A 19647-nucleotide genomic window follows, 5' to 3' on the forward strand; every position below is an offset into this window, starting at 1 on the left:
TTATTTTATTGAAATAACAACCTTTAAAATTCAGAAAATAAAAACTTCTTATATTAGGTCAAGGTTTTTGACTTAATTTTCTTTTAGAAATGTAGTCATATCAAGGTTGTAAGCGTATAACATAGGCGTTTTTTGATGTCAAGTTGATAAATTGCAGCTTTTTACAATTTATACTATGATAAAGATATTAACAGAAGATCGTATAAACAAGAGGGATGATGAACATGAAATTTACAAAGATTCTTGTCCAAATTGCTGCTCTTTACGTTTTTTATATGGTTGGAACTTGGGTACAAGAAATGTTAAATATTCCGATTCCAGGAAGTTTGATTGGAATGTTCCTCTTACTTGTTTTACTTAGCCTAAAAGTTCTTCCAGTGAAATGGTTCGATTTAGGAGCAGAAACACTCGTTGCTATTATGCCGTTTTTATTAATTCCGCCAACGCTTGGCCTAATGAATTACGGTGCTTTTTTTATGAGTAAAGGAATTTCTCTTTTCATTACAGTTGTAGCGAGTACATTTTTAATCATTATTGTCGCAGGACATACAGGACAATATCTTGCGAATAGAAAGGAAAGAGAGTCGCGATGAGTCAAATATTAATCGGGATCGGTTGGGTTCTTTTTACGGTGCTATTATATCAATTATCTAAAAAAATCTATAAATTATTTCCAACACCATTCACCATTCCAATGCTTGTAGCAACAGGATTAATGGCTTTCCTATTTATCGTGCTTGATATACCATATCAACATTATATGGAAAGTGGTGGCGGCTGGATTGCAAAGCTACTTGGACCCGGTGTTGTAGCATTTGCAATTCCTCTTTATAAACAACGTCACGTTCTGCAAAAGTATGTTGTACCGATTGCCGGTGGTGTATTAGTAGGTACAACAGTTGCCATTGCAAGTGACTTTGCTATTGCGTCACTTATGGGAACAGATAAAAGCTTAATTTTATCTTCTTTACCAAAATCGGTGACAATGCCAGTTGCGATGAGTGTTTCGGAGCAAGTTGGTGGTGTACCGTCATTAACAGCAGCTTTCGTTGTTATTGCAGGTATTACGGGAACAATTACCGGCCCGCTTTTATTAAAATGGAGCCGCGTTACAAACTCAGTTGGTAAAGGTATCGGATTTGGATGTGCTTCTCATATTATGGGCGTGATGAGAGCGATGAAAAATAATGAACATGAAGGTGTTATTGGATCGGTAACAATGACATTAACAGCCATTTTAACATGTTTGCTCGGACCGTTATTTGCAATGATGTTTATGTAAGGGAAGAAAAGCGAGAGCGCCTCTATAGCTCTCGCTTTTCTATAGAATTTATGCTACAGTTACAATAACTGAATCTTTGTAGGAGGTACGCCAAGTGCATACGTTATTATCCGTTTTACTTATTATTGTATCGATTTTAATGATTGTTATGGTACTTATGCAGTCTAGTAATAGCTCAGGCCTTTCAGGTGCAATTTCAGGCGGTGCAGAGCAATTATTTGGTAAGCAAAAAGCACGTGGAATTGAAGCGGTATTAAACCGTATTACAATTGTTTTAGCTGTATTGTTCTTCGCATTAACAATTGGTGTTACGTACTTAAACTTATAGAATTGAAAGAAGAAGCGTTAGTAGGATGTACTAATGGTTCTTCTTTTTTTGTTTTGCCATTTGAAAGATGTTTCTAATTAGATTATAGAAATATAAATATGGTACACTAGATATAGAAAGAATACGACTAGATTACAGAAGAGAAAGAGGAGAAGTACATGATGAAATTAGCATCTCCGAAACCATTTACATTTGAGGGTGGAGACCGCGCTGTTTTATTACTACATGGATTCACAGGAAACTCAGCTGATGTACGTATGTTAGGGCGTTTCTTAGAAAAGAAAGGCTACACTTGTCATGCGCCAATTTATAAAGGGCACGGAGTACCGCCAGAAGAGCTTGTTCATACAGGTCCTGAAGATTGGTGGCAAGATGTAACGGAGGCATATCAGCTTTTAAAAGATAAAGGATTTGAGAAAATTGCTGTCGTTGGATTGTCACTTGGCGGAGTATTTTCACTAAAATTAGGTTATACAGTACCGGTTTTAGGTGTAGTACCAATGTGTGCACCAATGTATATTAAGAGTGAAGAAACGATGTACCAAGGTATATTGGCATATGCCCGCGAATATAAAAAGCGTGAGCAAAAATCACCAGAGCAAATCGAACAAGAAATGTTGGAATTCCAAAAGACACCGATGAATACATTAAAAGCATTACAACAATTAATTGCTGACGTACGTAACAATGTGGACATGATTTATGCACCAACATTTGTTGTACAAGCGCGTCATGATGAAATGATTAATACAGATAGTGCGAACATTATTTATAACGGTGTAGAATCAACGTTAAAAGACATTAAATGGTATGAAGACTCTACGCATGTCATTACACTTGATAAGCAGCGTGACGAGCTACATGAGGATGTATATAACTTCTTGGAGCAACTAGATTGGTAAGATCTAGTTGCCTCTTTTTTTCATAAGGAATTTTTTGTGAAAACTGTAAAAATCATAAGGGGAGTATTGAAGTTTCGCTTTATACATCCCCTATCTTTCGGATACACTAAATAATATAAGGTTTTAAAGGAGGTATTTTTGCTTGGAAGAAATCATACAAGAACATATTGATAAGTTATTATTATTTATGAGAGAAGAAGCGTATAAACCGCTAACGATACAAGAGTTAGAAGAGGCATTTGGGATTGAAGGTTCTGAGGGCTTTAAAGATTTTGTAAAGGCGCTTGTAACGATGGAAGAAAAGGGACTCGTTATTCGTACTCGTAGCAACCGTTACGGTCTTCCTGAAAAGATGAATTTAATACGTGGTAAGTTAATTGGACATGCGCGTGGTTTTGCATTTGTTGTACCAGACGAGAAGAAAACAGGAGACGATGATCTTTTCATCCCGCCTACAGAATTAAACGGTGCACTTCACGGCGATACAGTATTAGCACGCCTTAGTTCCCAATCGAGTGGTTCGCGTCAAGAAGGTTCCATTGTACGCATCTTAGAACGCGGAACAAAAGAGTTAGTTGGTACATATACAGAATCGAAAAACTTTGGGTTTGTTATACCTGACAATAAACGCTGGACAAGTGATATTTTTGTATTGAAAAGCGCATCAATGGGCGCTGTAGAAGGTCATAAAGTAGTTGTGAAAATTACGAGCTATCCAGAGAATCGTTTAAGTGCAGAAGGTGAAGTTATTCAAATTCTAGGTCATAAAAATGATCCAGGAGTAGATATTTTATCTGTTATCCATAAACATCATTTGCCTTTAGCATTCCCTGAAGAAGTGATGGAGCACGCAAACAGTGTACCAGAAACGATTTCAGAAGAAGATTTAAAAGATCGCCGTGACCTGCGTGACCAAATGATCGTAACGATTGACGGTGCAGACGCGAAAGATTTAGATGACGCTGTTACAGTAACGAAACTTGAGAACGGTAACTACAAGCTTGGTGTTCACATTGCGGACGTAAGTCATTACGTTCAAGAAGGTTCTCCGATTGATGTAGAAGCAGCGGAAAGAGCGACGAGTGTATATCTTGTTGACCGTGTAATTCCGATGATTCCGCATCGTCTATCTAACGGTATTTGTTCATTAAATCCGAAAGTAGACCGTCTGACGTTATCTTGTGAAATGGAAATCAATAATTTAGGTGACGTTGTTAAACACGAGATTTTCCAAAGTGTAATTAAAACGACAGAGCGTATGACGTATGCTGACGTAAGAAGCATTTTAGAAGATGAGGACGAAGAATTAATTAAACGCTATGAGCCGCTCGTACCGATGTTTAAAGAGATGGGCCAATTGGCACAAATTTTACGTGAAAAACGTATGCGCCGCGGGGCAATCGACTTTGACTTTAAAGAAGCGAAAGTATTAGTAGATGAAGAAGGAAAACCGACAGACGTTGTTATGCGTGATCGTTCTGTATCAGAGAAGTTAATTGAAGAATTTATGCTTGTTGCAAACGAAACAGTAGCAGAGCATTTCCACTGGATGAACGTACCATTTATGTACCGTGTCCATGAAGATCCGAAAGAAGATAAGTTAGAGCGCTTCTTCGAGTTTGTAACGAACTTCGGATATGCAGTAAAAGGACGTGCAAATGAAGTACACCCTCGTGCGCTACAACAAATTCTTGAAATGGTTCAAGGGCAGCCTGAAGAAGTAGTCATTTCAACAGTTATGCTTCGTTCTATGAAGCAAGCGCGTTACGATGCAGAAAGTTTAGGTCACTTTGGTTTATCAACTGAGTTCTACACACATTTCACATCACCAATTCGTCGTTACCCAGATACGATTGTTCATCGATTAATTCGTGAATACATCATTAACGGTAAAGTCGACAATGAAACACAAGCAAAATGGCGTGAAAAATTACCTGAGATTGCAGAGCACTCTTCTAATATGGAGCGTCGTGCAGTTGAAGCAGAACGTGAAACAGACGAGCTGAAAAAAGCAGAATATATGCTTGATAAGATCGGCGAAGAGTATGACGGTATGATTAGCTCTGTAACAAACTTCGGTTTATTCGTAGAGCTTCCAAATACAATTGAAGGTCTTGTACACGTTAGCTACTTAACGGATGATTACTATCGTTATGATGAGCAGCATTTCGCAATGATCGGAGAACGTACAGGTAACGTATTCCGCATCGGTGACGAAATTACAATTCGCGTTATTAACGTAAACAAAGACGAGCGAGCAATCGACTTTGAAATCGTTGGCATGAAAGGTACGCCTCGTCGTAAGTTCAAAGATCGTCCAGTCGTGATTGAACAGCCAAGAACAGGCAGAAAGAAACGCGGCGGACGTAGCGAACGCAGTAATGAGCGCGGCGGAGAACGTGGCACAGGTAGAAAATTTGACCGTGGTGGCAAAGGTAAAGGAAGAGGATCTGCATCCGCGTCCGCTAGCCAACCAGGGAAAAAAGATGGTAACGGCAAGAAGAAAAAAGCATTCTTCGAAAACGTACCAGGATTCAAGAAGAAGAAGAAAAAGCGTAAGTAAGAAAAGGATGGCTTCGCTTTGATAAAAAGCGGGGCTTTTTCTTTTTTCTTAGTGGCTGGAGAACGAGCCACTTTCGCTTTTTATGGAATCCAGCTACAGTGGCTAGAATCTGTTGGCCATTTCACTCCCTCGGACGAAGCAAAAAGCGCTTCTCTGTCGGGAGTTCCAATGTCCAAAGATTCTAAGCGAGCCACTTTCGCTTTTTGTTTACATTTGTTACAATAGTAAAAATAGAGGAGGGACGTTATATGCCAAAAGGTTCAGGTAAGGTTATTGCACAAAATAAAAAAGCTTTTCATGATTATTTCATCGAAGAAACATACGAAGCAGGGCTTGTCCTTCAAGGAACGGAAATTAAGTCAATTCGCGCTGGACGAGTGAACTTGAAAGATGCGTTTGCACGTGTACATAATGGTGAAGTATGGGTTCATAATATGCATATTAGTACGTACGAACAAGGAAATCGTTTCAACCACGATCCGCTTCGTACGAGAAAGTTACTTCTGCATAAAAAAGAAATTGATAAATTAGCAGGAGCTGCAAAAGAAACGGGTTACGCACTAGTTCCACTTAGAATCTATTTGAAAAATGGATTTGCGAAAATGGCACTTGGTTTAGCAAAAGGTAAGAAACAATATGATAAGCGTCACGATTTAAAAGAGAAAGAAGCAAAACGTGAAATTGCACGCGCGTTCCGTGATCGTCAAAAGATGTAATACAGATATTTACATTTGTAAAACGGCGCGCGTATGTTATAATAACTTATGTAAGGTTGTTGCACATTGAAAAACAGCTCTTAGTAGCTATCACGAAATTTTCTTCGTATGCTCCATTTTTATCATGGGGACGTTACGGATTCGACAGGGATAGTTCGAGCTTAGGTTGCGAGTCGAGGGGATCGGCCTCGTTAAAACGTCAAAGCCTATAATTGGCAAACAAAACAATCTTTCTTTAGCTGCTTAATTGCACTAAAGGTTCCTCCCTCCATCGTCCATGTGGTAGGGTAAGGGACTCAAACTAAGTGGACTACGCCGGAGTTCGCCGTCTGAGGACAAAGGAAGAGAACAACCAGACTAGCAACTTGGAAGCCTGTCGATAGGCTGAAGAGTTCGCGAAATGCTAATATATCGACTACACTCGTAGAAGCTTAAGTGCCGATATTTTTGGACGTGGGTTCGACTCCCACCGTCTCCACCAATACATATTTGGTGGTTTTTTATTTTGTATGATATGAACCATAATCTTGCCAGGTTGGTGAGGTTATGGTTCTTTTTGTTTGTGGTAAACTAATGCTTCCAAAAAATAAAAGGAGTAGCTCTTATTTAATAAGAGCTACTCCTTTTATTTTTTTTTGATAATCATCTGTTATTTTATACCTAATTTCTCTTTTGTTTTTGCAGGTAAATCTGATTTCTGTACTTCTTCATAAGATTTAACTTCTGTGTTTGGTATATCTGTTTTCTTTTCATCCTCTTGTTTAATGTAAAGGCGTAAAAATGCATTTTCTTTAAGTTTTTTATCATTTTCTCTCTTTTGGCTACTAAATGTAACTGTTTTTTCATTTCCGTTTTCATCGTAAGTAGGTAAAGTATAAAGGCGTTGATTATCTTCCATTTTACCCTCACCTTGGATTTGAACGTAGTATTCCTTTGAACCCATTTTGATTGGGGAAGATAAATCACAACCAACCGCAAAGCTAGCGAATAGTGCAAAAGTAGCGCATGAAGCAAGTAATTTTTTCATATGAAAACTCCTCTATAAGTTATTTGTGTGTTTAAATTGGACTAACTAGTTATTAGTTTACAAGGAATAAATGTTTGCAAACATCGATGTATCTAACTGGAAACTTACATTTTTGTAAGGAACCCTTATTTTGAAATCTATCTATATAAAAAGTGATTTTTAGTCATCTTGAATGATTTTAAAGTTAAAGTAGTAATGAAGAAATATTACATGAAAAGTTGTTGAGCGATTTTAATAACAGCAGCAACACCAGTTAGTAAAACAAAACCGCCTAAGCAAGAAACAGTAATGATTTGGTTGAATAATAAGTTTTGGTTTTCTTTCATGAGAATTCGCTCCTTTAATTAATTTAGTAATGTATGATTGCAATGAAAGTAAAAGTGTATATTACATGAAAAGTTGTTGAGCGATTTTAGTAATAGCCGCAACACCAGTTAGTAAAACGAAGCCGCCTAAGCAAGAAACAGTAACAATTTGGTTGAATAATAAGTTTTGGTTTTCTTTCATGAGAATTCGCTCCTTTAAAAGTGTTTTTATTGTTGATTGATTATCTACTTTTAGTTTATATGAAATGTAAGATTGGAAACATCGAAGTAACTAACGATTGGCTTACAGTATTGTAAGGAATCTTACAGAAGTATGAAAAAAGGCTATTCTATTGAAAGAATAGCCGAGGCCTGAGATAGATGCTTTTATGGAGTTCTATCATCTAACTTCATGTTTTTTATAAATTGTTTCGTTTCTGGATTCATAAGGAGAAGTAAGCGGAATGATGTCCCACCGTAATAGACACATTTCTTGATTTTAGTGACTATTTTTTGTTTTTGTGTAGGAGAAAGAAGATCGATATCATTTTCTTCTAACAAATAGATAACTTCTAGCATGTTTTTTTCTGCTTTTTGGGCGATATGATTAGATTTAAACTTTATATACATAAAATTAATGGTTGCACCAACTGTATAAGGTAATAAGGCTAATTGAGCTTTCTTTTCTAAATTCGTTTCTCCGCCATTTAGTACAGAAATATCTTGAATAAAAATAACTAGTAATAATAGCGTTGTAGCAATCAGTGAATTGGATATAAAAAAAGCATTTTCTGTACGACTTAGCTGATAAGGAGGGCGTATCCATACAATTCCCATTTGAACAATAATGCCAATGAAAATTGTTAAAATGATGGAAAAGTTATTTAAAAGGTCAAAATGAGTTAAATTGCCTATTGTTGATAATAAACCAGTACTTATTATCGCTCCAGTGATAACAGAAGAGAGTATTAATAGTATTGTCATTAATATATTTGTCCATTGTAGTGCAAGATAAAGGCTGGTTACTGTCACTGCACTTAGAAGTAAAATCATATGCATCACATTAGAGACTAGGTCTGAAATAGACGGTGAGATGGATGCATTAATTTGTAATAAGCTATTGAAGCTCGATGCAGCGATAAGTAAGCTATACAATATTTTTGTATAGCACTTGTAAATATATCTTCGATAAGGTAAATCTTTATTGGAGTCAAAGAGAGAAAAGAAGGTTAGCTCTTTCACTTTTTGATGCTCTTGTTTCATTTCGAAGTAAATATTTTTAGCGAAATATAGATAGAGTGACATGCTTATAAGCCAGCCGATATTAAAGAGCCCTACTCCGTAAGATGTCTTAAGATTAAAGAGTACGGAAATAATTTTGGTTCCTAAATACATATAAATAGCGATACGAATAAATGTATTTGTTTTTTTTCTTAAGTTATAGGTTAGAAACTTTTCAATTTGTTTGCTGAAGAAAAAATATAGAAAATTTCTCAGTAGTTGTTTCACATGTTGCAATAACATAGCTCCTTTCATTTATTCAACTCAGGTGTTGAAAATTAAAAATAGAATCAAGTACATATATTAGCATAGTAGATGGATGATGGATATAGGATATAAAAAAGCTGATGACAGCATGTCACCAGCTTTTTTATTATCTTTCTTTCGGAAGTACAATACCTTTGTACAATTGAACTGTAATTAAGTAGTAAATAGTATAGATCACCGCAAAAATTACGAGTGGAACCCAAATGCGGAAGTATGGATCAATCAAAATGAAAGAGAACATATTCATACCAACAATTACATGGGAGATACCAATGGTAGCTGGGAATAAGAATACTAACAATAACTCTTTATAGATTGATCTTGCTAATAGCTCACGACGAACTCCTATTTTACGTAACATTTGATAGCGCTTTGTATCTTTCGTTGCACCAGATAGGATTTTGAACATTAAGCAACTTGCCATCATAGCTAAGAAAGCAATTCCTAAGAAAAAGCCCATAAAGACTGTACCACTTGTGAAAGTGTACATAATTTCGTAAAAGCTAAATTTACTATTTAATTGATCTTTAGTTATATGTTTATATTTTGCTAATTGTAATTGATCAAGTTCTTTCCATTCTTTCTTATACGCTGCGAAATCATTTGTTTTTCCAATTATAACATTTTGTTCCTTTGTTGTTATTTGATTGTACATTTTTTGGTCTACAATTTTTATATGTTGTTGTTTGTATAAGTATTCAGGTTGTATTTCTTTGAATGCATTCTTCCATTCTTCAGAAAGAGCAAGACCACCAATTGTATCATTTGCACCTTTCTTTACAATTGCTCCGACTGGAAGTTCATTTGCAGTTCGTTCTACTTGACCGACTTTCTTTTGCCCGAAACCATTTTGAACAAGAGGGCGATTTTTTTCTAAGTCTTCTTTCAAGTAATAAACGAATTTTTGATCTACTTTGTAGCGATAGTTCGCTTTTTCTTCAAATTTGATCTTGTTTAATATTTTTTTCTCATCTGCTGTTGGATTATGAACTGATACGTCGTATAGGCTAGCAATATCAGTAGTTAGGCTAATATTGTTTTTAAAAGCCATTCCGCCAGCAATTGCTCCAACTGCAAGTGCAATTAACATTGCTACAGTTGCTAATACCTTTGTTAAATCATTTACGCGGAAGCTTAATTGAGAAAAAGTAAATGAGTTTAATCCTTTTTCATTTAATGGTTTAATTTTTTTCAGTAATCTAATAGTTAGCGGTAATAAAGAGATGAAAATAAGATATGTTCCTAATGTCGTTGCTACTGTAGCGATAGGAAATCCAGCTAATGATAAAGCCTTTATATTTATTAATGCTGCATATCCAATTGCTAATGAACCAGCACCAATTACTGCTACAAAGAATGTTTTAATCCCTTTTACGGAAGGCTTGTCTATTTTCATCTCAGAATGAACGAGTTGTAATATTGTAATGCGAGATAGTTTCGCTATATTCATAATGGCAGCTAAGAAAAACAGGATGAAGAAAAATATTACTGTTACACGAATAGATGGAATATAAAGAGCGTGGTATCCATCGGAAGCAAATTCTAATTCTTTCATAAGAAGTTGTCCAATTCCTTTAGAAAGTCCGATACCGATTCCAATCCCAATAATAAGTGAAGTGATCCCGATAGCTAAAGTTTCCATAAACATGAGTAGCGTAATTTTATATTTTTTCGCACCTAACATCATATACATACCGAACTCTTTTTGTCTTAATGACAGTAAAAATGAATTGGCATATAGGATATAGAAAAACGTGATAGTTGCCAATAAAAATGAACCAACTTGGAAGATGATCCCAATAGAGCTAATCATCGAATTTGCTTTAATAAATGAATCATTCATTGCTAGTGTTTGGAACATGTAAAAGATTGAAATGGACATAACAAGCCCAATTAATAAGACAATGTAGTCTCTTATTTTACTTTTTAGTCCTGACATGGAAAGTTTGAGTAACATGTTGTAAATTCCTTTCTTATGCTTTTTGTGTACCCAAATCAGCAAGTACATTTAAAATTTCTTTATAAAACATTTCACGGTTTGTTGTACGATGTAGTTCCTTATACAGCTCTCCATCCTGAATGAACAAAATACGCTGGCAGTAACTTGCGCTAAATGGATCGTGGGTAACCATCATAATTGAAACATTTTGCTCTTCATTAAGACTTTTCATTGCATCTAAAAGGCTAGTTGCATTTTTAGAATCAAGTGCTCCTGTTGGTTCATCTCCTAAAATAATCGCTGGTTCATGAACGAGTGCACGTGCAGCAGCAGAACGTTGCTTTTGTCCACCAGATACTTCTGAAGGATACTTTTGAAGTAATGATGAAATCCCTAACATCTCTGCTACTTTCGTTACTTTTGGCCCAATCTTTCGAGAAGGAACACCTTGCAAGGAAAGTGGCAATGCAATATTTTCATAGATTGATAAATTTTCTAAAAGGTTAAAGTCTTGAAAAATAAATCCTAATTTTTTGGAGCGGAAATCAGAGAGTGCGCCTTGCTTCATTTTTGTAATATCAGTTCCAGCAATTTCAACTTTTCCGTCCGTTGCATTATCTAATGTAGAAATTACATTTAGTAATGTTGTTTTTCCAGATCCAGATGGTCCCATGATACCGACAAATTCACCTTCTCGGATTGAAAATGATACACCTTTTAAGGCATATGATTGATTTCACCTTTTTTACCATATACTTTCTGAACATTTTTTACGTCTACAACAGGTCTTTGCATTTTTATAGCCTCCTATATGTTATTTCTTACTATTATTTTTTTCGGATAGGCACTAAGTTCCAATAAGTTAAGCAGCGCCAAATCCATTCTATAGGTCCAAAACTAAAATATTTTAGCCAAACGTTGCTAAGCACGATTTGGAGAATCCATGTTAGGAAACACACACTCACCATAGCGAATGCTGATGAAAATACGTTTAGGAATAGTGGTAAAATAAACATCCCCATAATAGTCTGGCCCAAATAATTACTCATTCCCATTCTTCCGTAAGCTTGTAATGGTTTTAACACAGTGCTCCCTATCGTACTCTTCAGTAGAGCTACAAGGATTAAAGTGTAAAGTAATGCCAGAAGAGGTTGTAAAATAATTTTTAGGATAAAATATGCTTTTGCACTAGGTGTTAGAAACTGTATAGCTACTCCAACGATACAAATGCTACTAAGAATCATAATGAGTGCTGTATGAAGCTTAGGACTCTTCTTTAATTTCTTTAGAGCATCAATCTGCATTAATGAGAAACCTTCTATAAAGTATATTAAAGGTGCAAATAATGAGAGAATGAGTTGAAGAATATTGAGTAAAGGTGGCATGTTGGGATGCCCGCCTAGTAAATAATCATAGGATAATGTATTAACGACAATTCCCATTACATGTAAACTTAAAGAAATTCCTAACAACCATTTACCTGGTAATTTATGAAGAGCCAATAATAACAGGCCAATGATTGCATACGAACGTAGTATATCTCCGCCCCAAACATTAGCATGTAATAAACCGATGAGGACTAGTACAACCATGCGGCGTATATATACCAAATATGGTTGACCTTTTGTTTTTGCTCGGGTGAGGAATAGAGATACCCCTGCACCAAATAACAAAGAGAAAATTGCGTAAAATTTGGCATCAACAAGAATGTCAATCCACTTGGCACCAGGTAATCCTTTATTGGAGACACCTGCTTCGGTAAAAAACATATTTATATTCACTAAGAAAATGCCAATTAAGGCAAAACCTCGTATGACATCTAAATCAACAATTCGATTTTTTTGAGGTAAGCTTTGTTTTATTACATTCATAATCTACCTATCCTTTCTATAATGATTTTTAGTGCATGTATTAAATTTGCGATGACAGCAGATTAATGTCGAAGTGTTGCTTGGTTAACTATTGTTAGTGTACAAGTGATTAAATGTTGCAAACATCGATGTATCTAACTGGAATCTTACATTTTTGTAAGGAACCTTCATGTAGATGTTTTTTTGCATACATGAAAAGACCCTAAAGAATTACTGGTAAGTAGTAGTTCTTTAGAGTCCTTTTGATGAGTAATAAGTTAACTTGAAAACTAAATGAATTGAATGAAAAAACAAATAAAACTGAAAATGGAATAAAAAGAAAAATTTGTTATAATAGCGAATGTTGTATATTTTGGAGGTGAAGAACTTGGGTGCTTATTTATTCCCAATTAAAACGGCGATTATTACATTTCCAATCGCTGGTTTTATTTTATTAATTCCTTTTTTAATTTGGCAGTATCGCAAACATGGGTATATTAATTATTTACGTATGCTTGTTTTGTACTCTTTATTATTATTTTCAATGGCGGCCTATTATTTAATTATTTTACCGTTTCCGGCAACGTTTGATACGTGTAGCATGCAACGTCCAGGAACACAGCATTATCAAATAACGCCTTTTACTTCAATTATGGACATCTTGAGAGAAACAAAGGTGAATTTTGCGAACCCGATGTCATACATTGGTATCTTGAAAGAGCGTGCATTTTTACAGGTAGCATTTAATTTTCTTTTATTGTTACCATTAGGCGTTTATTTACGATATTATTTCCGTCGTAATCTGTTACAAACTGTTATTATTACATTCTTTGTTTCCTTATTCTTCGAAGTTACACAATTAACTGGGTTATATGGACTATATAATTGTCCATATCGTTTATTTGATGTTGATGATTTATTCTTAAATACGCTTGGTGGATTTGCTGGATATATGATTGCACCAATATTTACTTATTTCCTACCAGATGTACATGCGATGGATGAAAAAGTTGATTTTGAAAATAAACCAGTTCGTATGACACGACGTTTCCTTGCTCTTTGGATGGATTGGTTTGTTATTGGGATTGTGACTTCTTTAATATTCAATGTGAAAGTTTCCATAGCATTTATATTTAACCCTGCTGAAAAATTGGACGAGCTTTTACTTGGCTTCGTTTGGATATTCGTTTATTTTATTGTTGTTCCTTATTTCACAAATGGGAAAACAATTGGGAAATGGATTCTTCATTTTAGAGTAAAAGGGCAAGGAGAGAGAATTACTTTCATTGAATTATGTAAACGCTATGGCCTGTTATATTACGGGATTGGTGGTATCAATTATATTTTAATTGCTTCTAGAATATTGAATGAGCAATTAGAGATAATTTTCCTTTTATTATTCTTTATTTTCAATGGTTTAATTTTATTGCATTTTGTATTGCATATTTTCAAACGAGATAAGCGTTTATTCTATGAGAAAATGAGTAAAACGTATAATGTGATAACTTTTAAAAAGAACAAATAAATAAAAAAGCATCTGTTGAGATGCTTTTTTATTTATTCACGATATTATTATAGGATTTTACTGTCAGTATATAGTAAGCAAAATAAATCAATGTATAGGCAACTATGGTAGTTAAAACTGGAATGAAAATATCTATGCCAAGTGTATTAGAAAGTGCCTTTAAAACGACAATACTATGCAAGCTACCGACAGTAAGTGGCAAAATGAATATAAAGGCAATTTGTTTTGCAATCGATTTAAAAATGGTTTGCTTACTTACACCTAATTTACGTAAAATGATATATTTGTCTTGATCTATAGTTGCTTCTGTTAATTGTTTAAAGTAAATGATGCTTCCAGTTGCAGCTAAAAAGACGAGTCCTAAAAATACACCAGCGAAGATGACTAATCCTGTGGCTTCCACAGCACTTTTATAAGCACCGTATTTGGATATTAAATTGATATCTTTAAGGAGTATTTGAATTGCTTTCGTTAACTTTTCTGTATTTTTGTCATCGGATACTTTATATGCTTGTAGCATATAAGGTTTTTGTTGTTTGCTCATATCATAAAAAATTTGGTCGGGCACGACGATAGTGAATTCGTGTAATGAATCATTTAGGATGTTGTCTTGAATTTTTCCTACAAATTGCAATGAATAATCATTATTTGAAAGATGCAGGTCTACTTTGCCGTTTTTATATTCAGTTTGAAACGTATGACTTTTATTTGCATCGAGAGCAACCACTTCTGTATTTTGAAGGGATACTTTTATATCCTTATTAGTCTTATCGGCTAGCATATTGAATGTACTCTCAGATAATAAATTTAACTCATTAGGATTTTTTTCAAAATTAATTGGCATGAGACCATTCACCTGTAAATCCGCTTTTACTTTTATTAAAGGAATAGTAATCTTCTCTTTTATTGTATGATTAGAATTTTTTATTGTATTTTCAATTTGTTGATCTACTTGTGAATCTGTTTTTACATACATAAAACTAAACGGTTCTGTTTTATCAATCATTACTTTATTTTTATAATACATACTATAAGAAGCACCGATTCCACACAGTGTGACTGTGCTTAATAGCGCAATGGCAGTTAGTGTTTTTGCGTTTGCTTGAATGCGTGCTAATAGTTGAGATACACTAACCACATTAATCCCACGGTAATAGCGTGTTTTATTCTTCTGTAAGCCAAGTAATAAAAAAACGGTAAAAGAACGAAATATGAAATATGTACCGATTATAGAACCACCTAAAATAATACACATATTCCGTATCTTATGGTCCAGCCATAGAGAAGAGAAAATAGGTTGAAGTGCGAACCAGTAAGAAGAGATAACTAAAATAATTCCTAATAAAGCGGTCCATATGGATCCTTTTGGAATGAGCTCGCCTTGTCTTTCAGCTTGAAGTAATTCAATCAATTTGAACTTGTAAATGATGCTATAACCGTGAAAAGATGTTATTAAAATAATAATGGTAAATACAAGCGTGGTATGTATTATTGCTTCTAAAGAAAAAGAAAATGAAATAGTGGTTGATAATTGCATTACTTTTAAAAGTAACATGGAAAATACCTTTGAGAGTAAAGCCCCGATGCTCATTCCTATAATGAGTGCAATAATTCCTATGATGAGATTTTCATAAAATAACATGGTACCAATTTGCCGTTTTGGAACACCTAGTAAGGAATATAGTGCAATTTCCTTTTTTCTTTTCTTTGTGAAAAATGAGTTTGAATACCAGATGAATATTGCTACAAAAATGATTAGAATAACAGAAGAAGCTTGAAAAACATCTGCAATTCCTTTGGCTGTATTTGTTTGTTCTACGATATAATCGTTATATTGTAAGGATACAAAAATGAAATAAATGACAATACTAAGTATCATAGATGCAAAGTATAGTACATAATTTTTAAGATTTCTTTGTAAGTTTTTTTTGATGATACTAAATGGTGTCATGCCCGCTACCTCCAAGAGCAGAAAGAATATGTAATAGTTTTTGGGAGAATTCTTCTTGTGGCATCTCGCCCTTTACAAGTTCTGTGAAGAGTTTTCCATCTTTAATAAAGAGGATGCGTTTGCAATAACTTGCTACAAAGGGATCATGCGTAACCATCAAAATGGTGGCAAGTTGTTTTTTATTTAACGCTTGTAGGCTGTGTAGTAAATCAGCTGCTGATTTAGAGTCTAGTGCACCTGTAGGTTCATCAGCTAAAATTAATTTCGGTTTTCCTATAATAGCTCTCGCTGCCGCAGTACGCTGTTGTTGTCCACCAGAAATTTGATACGGATATTTATTTAGCAGTTCTTGAATGCCAAACATTGTTGCAACTTCATCTACGCGTGCATCAATTTCTTGTGCATTTATATTTCTTAAAGCAAGTGGTAAAAGTATATTATCCTTTATCGTTAATGTATCAAGTAAATTGTAGTCCTGAAAAATAAAGCCTAATGTGTCAATACGAAATGCAGTAAGTTGTTCATCTTTCATTTTTATAACATCTTTTCCATCAACAATAATTTCTCCAGTGGTTGGTATATCAATTGTCGATAATATATTTAATAAAGTAGATTTTCCAGATCCAGATGGACCCATTATGCCAACGAATTCACCTTCAAAAATTGTTAGATCAATATCATGGAGGGCAGTAAATATGTTACCTCTATTACTAAAGACCTTCCTTACGTGTTTTGCCTGTAATACGGGGTTCAATATGGATCCTCCTCTATTGTATGATAAGCTTATTGTATGGTAATTTTATACCCTAAACCATAGGACAACCTTACAAATTATAATTCAAACCTTACAAACTTGTAAGGTTAAAATAGTGCTAGGAGGCAAACTTTTTATGAAAGTTTTATTAGTTGAAGATGAACCAACCATTCGTGAAACGGTTGCCGATGAGTTAGAGAAATGGGGATTTAAAGTATGGACGAGTACAAACTTTGAACATATTTTAAACGATTTTTTGGCGCAATCTCCGCAACTTGTTTTACTTGATATTAATCTTCCTTATTTTGATGGATTTTATTGGTGTAGAAAAATTCGTGAAGTATCGAAAGTACCAATTATTTTCTTGTCATCTCGTGATAACCCTATGGATATGGTAATGGCTATGAATATGGGGGGAGATGATTTTATGCAGAAACCATTTTATACAGATGTTTTAGTTGCTAAAATTCAGGCTCTCATGAGACGTACATATTCTTATACACAAGCTGAAACTAATGTTGTTGAATATGAAGGTGTCGTATTAAATTTACAGAGCGGGGAAGTAACCTATCATAATCAAATATTGGAATTAACAAAAAATGAGTTTAAAATTTTACAGATATTAATGCAGAATATAGGATCGATTGTAAGTCGAGATAATATTATGCGTAAACTTTGGGAAAATGAAAGTTTTGTTGATGATAATACATTAACAGTAAACGTCGCTCGTGTAAGGAAGAAGCTTGCTGAACTTGGAAAAGAGGAATTTATCCATACGAAGAAAGGGCAAGGTTACATTATTACATGAGTATTTTTCGTTACATAAAAGAACGCCGGTATTTTATGCTTCTTTACTTTTTGATTATGTTATTTATTTCTACCATGATTTATTTAAGTGAGGGATTAAGTAATACAAAAGCAAACCTTATATATATCAATGTTGTAAGTGCAATTTTTATTCTTATCTATCTTATAATCGGGTATTTTTATCATAAAAGATTTTATAAAGAACTTCATATTGCTCTTCATTTAGAGCAGGATACAGTTATTGCAATTCCAAATCCACACACATATGAACAGGAAATGTATACAGATATATTAAAAAAACTGTATTTAGAGCAACAAGAGAAAATGTACGTATTGCATGAGGAAAAGAAAGAATATCATGATTTTATTATGTCTTGGATTCATGAAGTTAAGATACCGATTGCTGCTAGTCAACTATTGATGCGTAGCAACAAACCAGCGGATATTTTAATTGATAAATTAGAAGATGAGTTAGGAAAAATAGATCACTTTGTTGAACAAGCTTTGTATTATTCACGGCTTGATTCCTTCTCAAAAGATTATTTCATTCAAGAAGTTTCTCTAGAGGCGATTACGGGTGCTAGTATGAAGAAATATGCTAAGACATTTATTTCAAAACGCATTCAATTTGAACGCACAAACTTGCAACTTTTAGTAGAGAGTGATACAAAATGGTTATCTTTTATTGTCGATCAGATTGTGGCAAATGCATTGAAGTATACTGATTCGCATGGAGAAATTAAGTTTATTGGGGAAGAAGACAAAGCAGAAAAGCGACTCATTATTCAAGATAATGGAATTGGTATTAAGCTTGAAGATATTGGGCGTGTATTTGAGCGTGGTTTTACAGGAGCGAACGGGAGAGTCCATACGAAGTCAACGGGATTAGGGTTATATTTAGCGAAACGTTTATCTCATAAATTAGGGCATGATATTTCTATCGAATCGAAGGAGAATGAATATACAAAAGTGACTATACATTTCCCTAAAGGAAATCAATATCATACAATCGCGAAAACATAACAAAAGCACTTATTCTATGGATAAGTGCTTTTGTTATATTTTCTTTTATCCTATTATCTGCCGAGATGCCTGTAAAAGTCCGATTGAGATGAATTGAAAATTCATTTTATTCAAATCTTAATATGTTTTGTGTTTCTATCTATACCTATTGTAAGATTATATAGAGTTCTCCTAATAAGCTGTTTTAATGGATTTTTTAGGGGTTTAATATTTATAAATCTTAAATAATTTTTATGTAACTAAGTTATATTGAAGTAGAGGTGAACCATCGGTGAGGCAGGTGTTAGTAATTAAAAATGAACGGTCTTTAGCAAAGAAAATCGTAAGCGGTTTAACGGAAGAAGGCCATTTCATTTTAAAACTTCACAATGAAAACGAAGGTTTAAATATAGCATATGAACAAGATTGGGATATTATTATATTAGATTGGGATTCATTAAGTATATCTGGACCAGAAATTTGCAGGAAAATACGACTTGTTAAAATGACACCCATCATTATTGTGACCGACAATATTTCTAGCAAGGATTGCGTAGCAGGGTTACAAGCTGGAGCTGATGATTATATAAGAAAACCATTTGCGAAAGAAGAATTAGTAGCAAGGGTGCAAGCTATTTTAAGGAGAAGTAACTGTAACCAGCAAAATGAGATAACCTTTTATCAGTTTAAAGATCTCTTTGTTGATGCATCTAGCAATGTTGTGAAAAAAGGTGGTAAAAATCTCTCGCTTACGAAGCGTGAGTACGATTTACTTGTATTTTTAATCAAGAATAAAAATACAATATTGAGCCGTGAAATGCTTTTGAACCAAGTTTGGGGACATAACGTAGTCGTAAATCCAAATGTAGTAGACTTATATATTGGGTATGTAAGAAAAAAGTTAAAGTGTGAGAAGAAAAATAGATATATTCAAACAATACATGGCAGAGGCTATTCAATGGTTGAATGATAAAAATAAGATCATAAAGTAGTTTCTGTGAAATATGAAAAGACAGAAACTATAAAAAGAAGATTGCTATCAGGAAATAGTCATTTTTTTGCAGTAAAAACCATGTTTTATAAGGTGTGGGGGATGGATCTGCTGCGCATTAGTTGAGACCGTATCAAATTTATTTTTAATTTTATTA

The 19647-nt window shown here is 34.2% G+C and carries 18 protein-coding genes, 1 other RNA gene and 1 pseudogene; 11 read left to right on the plus strand and 9 right to left on the minus strand.

The window, feature by feature from the left end:
- The first annotated feature begins 224 nt into the window (after positions 1-224).
- The 7 genes from QCI47_RS01860 to ssrA all read left to right on the plus strand — a co-directional run bounded on the left by QCI47_RS01860 (position 225) and on the right by ssrA (position 6272).
- Positions 225-593: a CidA/LrgA family holin-like protein gene (locus QCI47_RS01860; RefSeq protein ID WP_000673222.1), complete on the plus strand. Its 369-nt coding sequence runs from the start codon at positions 225-227 to the stop codon at positions 591-593.
- A complete protein-coding gene (locus QCI47_RS01865) occupies positions 590-1282 on the plus strand; it encodes an LrgB family protein (RefSeq protein ID WP_000078304.1) in 693 nt (230 codons plus the stop codon). Before QCI47_RS01860 ends, QCI47_RS01865 begins: the two co-directional genes overlap by 4 nt.
- A gap of 94 nt (positions 1283-1376) precedes the next feature.
- Positions 1377-1610 (plus strand): preprotein translocase subunit SecG, encoded by a 234-nt coding sequence (gene secG, locus QCI47_RS01870; RefSeq protein WP_000557262.1) that lies wholly within the window; start codon positions 1377-1379, stop codon positions 1608-1610.
- Between the two features lie 161 nt (positions 1611-1771).
- On the plus strand, positions 1772-2512 hold the full coding sequence (estA, locus tag QCI47_RS01875) for a carboxylesterase (RefSeq protein ID WP_000761976.1): 741 nt from the start codon (positions 1772-1774) through the stop codon (positions 2510-2512).
- Between the two features lie 142 nt (positions 2513-2654).
- Entirely contained in the window at positions 2655-5075 is a 2421-nt protein-coding gene (gene rnr, locus QCI47_RS01880) for a ribonuclease R (protein ID WP_048557391.1), read from the plus strand.
- A gap of 248 nt (positions 5076-5323) precedes the next feature.
- A complete protein-coding gene (gene smpB / locus QCI47_RS01885; protein ID WP_001123902.1) occupies positions 5324-5791 on the plus strand; it encodes an SsrA-binding protein in 468 nt (155 codons plus the stop codon).
- A gap of 126 nt (positions 5792-5917) precedes the next feature.
- Positions 5918-6272, plus strand: a transfer-messenger RNA (tmRNA) gene (ssrA, locus tag QCI47_RS01890).
- 168 nt (positions 6273-6440) lie between these two features.
- Here the strand turns inward: ssrA and QCI47_RS01895 are convergent.
- The 7 genes and pseudogenes from QCI47_RS01895 to QCI47_RS01925 all read right to left on the minus strand — a co-directional run bounded on the left by QCI47_RS01895 (position 6441) and on the right by QCI47_RS01925 (position 12481).
- On the minus strand, positions 6441-6818 hold the full coding sequence (locus tag QCI47_RS01895; protein WP_000734548.1) for a YxeA family protein: 378 nt from the start codon (positions 6816-6818) through the stop codon (positions 6441-6443).
- Between the two features lie 206 nt (positions 6819-7024).
- On the minus strand, positions 7025-7144 hold the full coding sequence (locus tag QCI47_RS01900; RefSeq protein WP_000662467.1) for a DUF4027 family protein: 120 nt from the start codon (positions 7142-7144) through the stop codon (positions 7025-7027).
- Between the two features lie 61 nt (positions 7145-7205).
- Positions 7206-7325, minus strand: coding sequence for a DUF4027 family protein (locus QCI47_RS01905; protein ID WP_000662470.1), 120 nt, complete (start codon positions 7323-7325; stop codon positions 7206-7208).
- A 185-nt stretch (positions 7326-7510) separates the two neighbouring features.
- Positions 7511-8659 (minus strand): AcrB/AcrD/AcrF family protein, encoded by a 1149-nt coding sequence (locus tag QCI47_RS01910; RefSeq protein WP_353811682.1) that lies wholly within the window; start codon positions 8657-8659, stop codon positions 7511-7513.
- A 118-nt stretch (positions 8660-8777) separates the two neighbouring features.
- Positions 8778-10628, minus strand: coding sequence for an FtsX-like permease family protein (locus QCI47_RS01915; RefSeq protein ID WP_309422159.1), 1851 nt, complete (start codon positions 10626-10628; stop codon positions 8778-8780).
- A 16-nt stretch (positions 10629-10644) separates the two neighbouring features.
- Positions 10645-11405: pseudogene (locus tag QCI47_RS01920) on the minus strand (ABC transporter ATP-binding protein).
- Positions 11406-11437: 32 nt separating this feature from the next.
- Positions 11438-12481: a DUF418 domain-containing protein gene (locus QCI47_RS01925; protein ID WP_309422160.1), complete on the minus strand. Its 1044-nt coding sequence runs from the start codon at positions 12479-12481 to the stop codon at positions 11438-11440.
- Between the two features lie 367 nt (positions 12482-12848).
- Between QCI47_RS01925 and QCI47_RS01930 the strand changes: the two genes are divergently transcribed.
- Positions 12849-13985 (plus strand): VanZ family protein, encoded by a 1137-nt coding sequence (locus tag QCI47_RS01930; protein WP_309422162.1) that lies wholly within the window; start codon positions 12849-12851, stop codon positions 13983-13985.
- Positions 13986-14013: 28 nt separating this feature from the next.
- On the opposite strand, the gene QCI47_RS01935 is transcribed toward QCI47_RS01930, so the two are convergent.
- The gene (locus QCI47_RS01935) at positions 14014-15936 is read right to left on the minus strand and encodes an ABC transporter permease (protein ID WP_309422163.1); all 1923 of its coding nucleotides are present in this window, start codon (positions 15934-15936) and stop codon (positions 14014-14016) included.
- Entirely contained in the window at positions 15923-16690 is a 768-nt protein-coding gene (locus tag QCI47_RS01940) for an ABC transporter ATP-binding protein (RefSeq protein ID WP_309422164.1), read from the minus strand. The genes QCI47_RS01935 and QCI47_RS01940 overlap by 14 nt, the downstream gene beginning before the upstream one ends.
- A 136-nt stretch (positions 16691-16826) precedes the next feature.
- Between QCI47_RS01940 and QCI47_RS01945 the strand changes: the two genes are divergently transcribed.
- From QCI47_RS01945 to QCI47_RS01955, 3 genes are all read left to right on the plus strand, one after another.
- The gene (locus QCI47_RS01945; RefSeq protein WP_095843251.1) at positions 16827-17498 is read left to right on the plus strand and encodes a response regulator transcription factor; all 672 of its coding nucleotides are present in this window, start codon (positions 16827-16829) and stop codon (positions 17496-17498) included.
- Positions 17495-18520: a sensor histidine kinase gene (locus QCI47_RS01950; RefSeq protein WP_229143373.1), complete on the plus strand. Its 1026-nt coding sequence runs from the start codon at positions 17495-17497 to the stop codon at positions 18518-18520. Before QCI47_RS01945 ends, QCI47_RS01950 begins: the two co-directional genes overlap by 4 nt.
- 271 nt (positions 18521-18791) lie before the next feature.
- Positions 18792-19469 carry a response regulator transcription factor gene (locus QCI47_RS01955; protein WP_074541097.1) on the plus strand — a complete coding sequence of 226 codons (678 nt, stop codon included), beginning with the start codon at positions 18792-18794 and terminating at the stop codon, positions 19467-19469.
- The last annotated feature ends 178 nt before the right edge of the window (positions 19470-19647 follow it).

This window comes from Bacillus cereus group sp. RP29 (assembly GCF_040459765.1).
GTDB classification, from domain to species: domain Bacteria; phylum Bacillota; class Bacilli; order Bacillales; family Bacillaceae_G; genus Bacillus_A; species Bacillus_A paranthracis.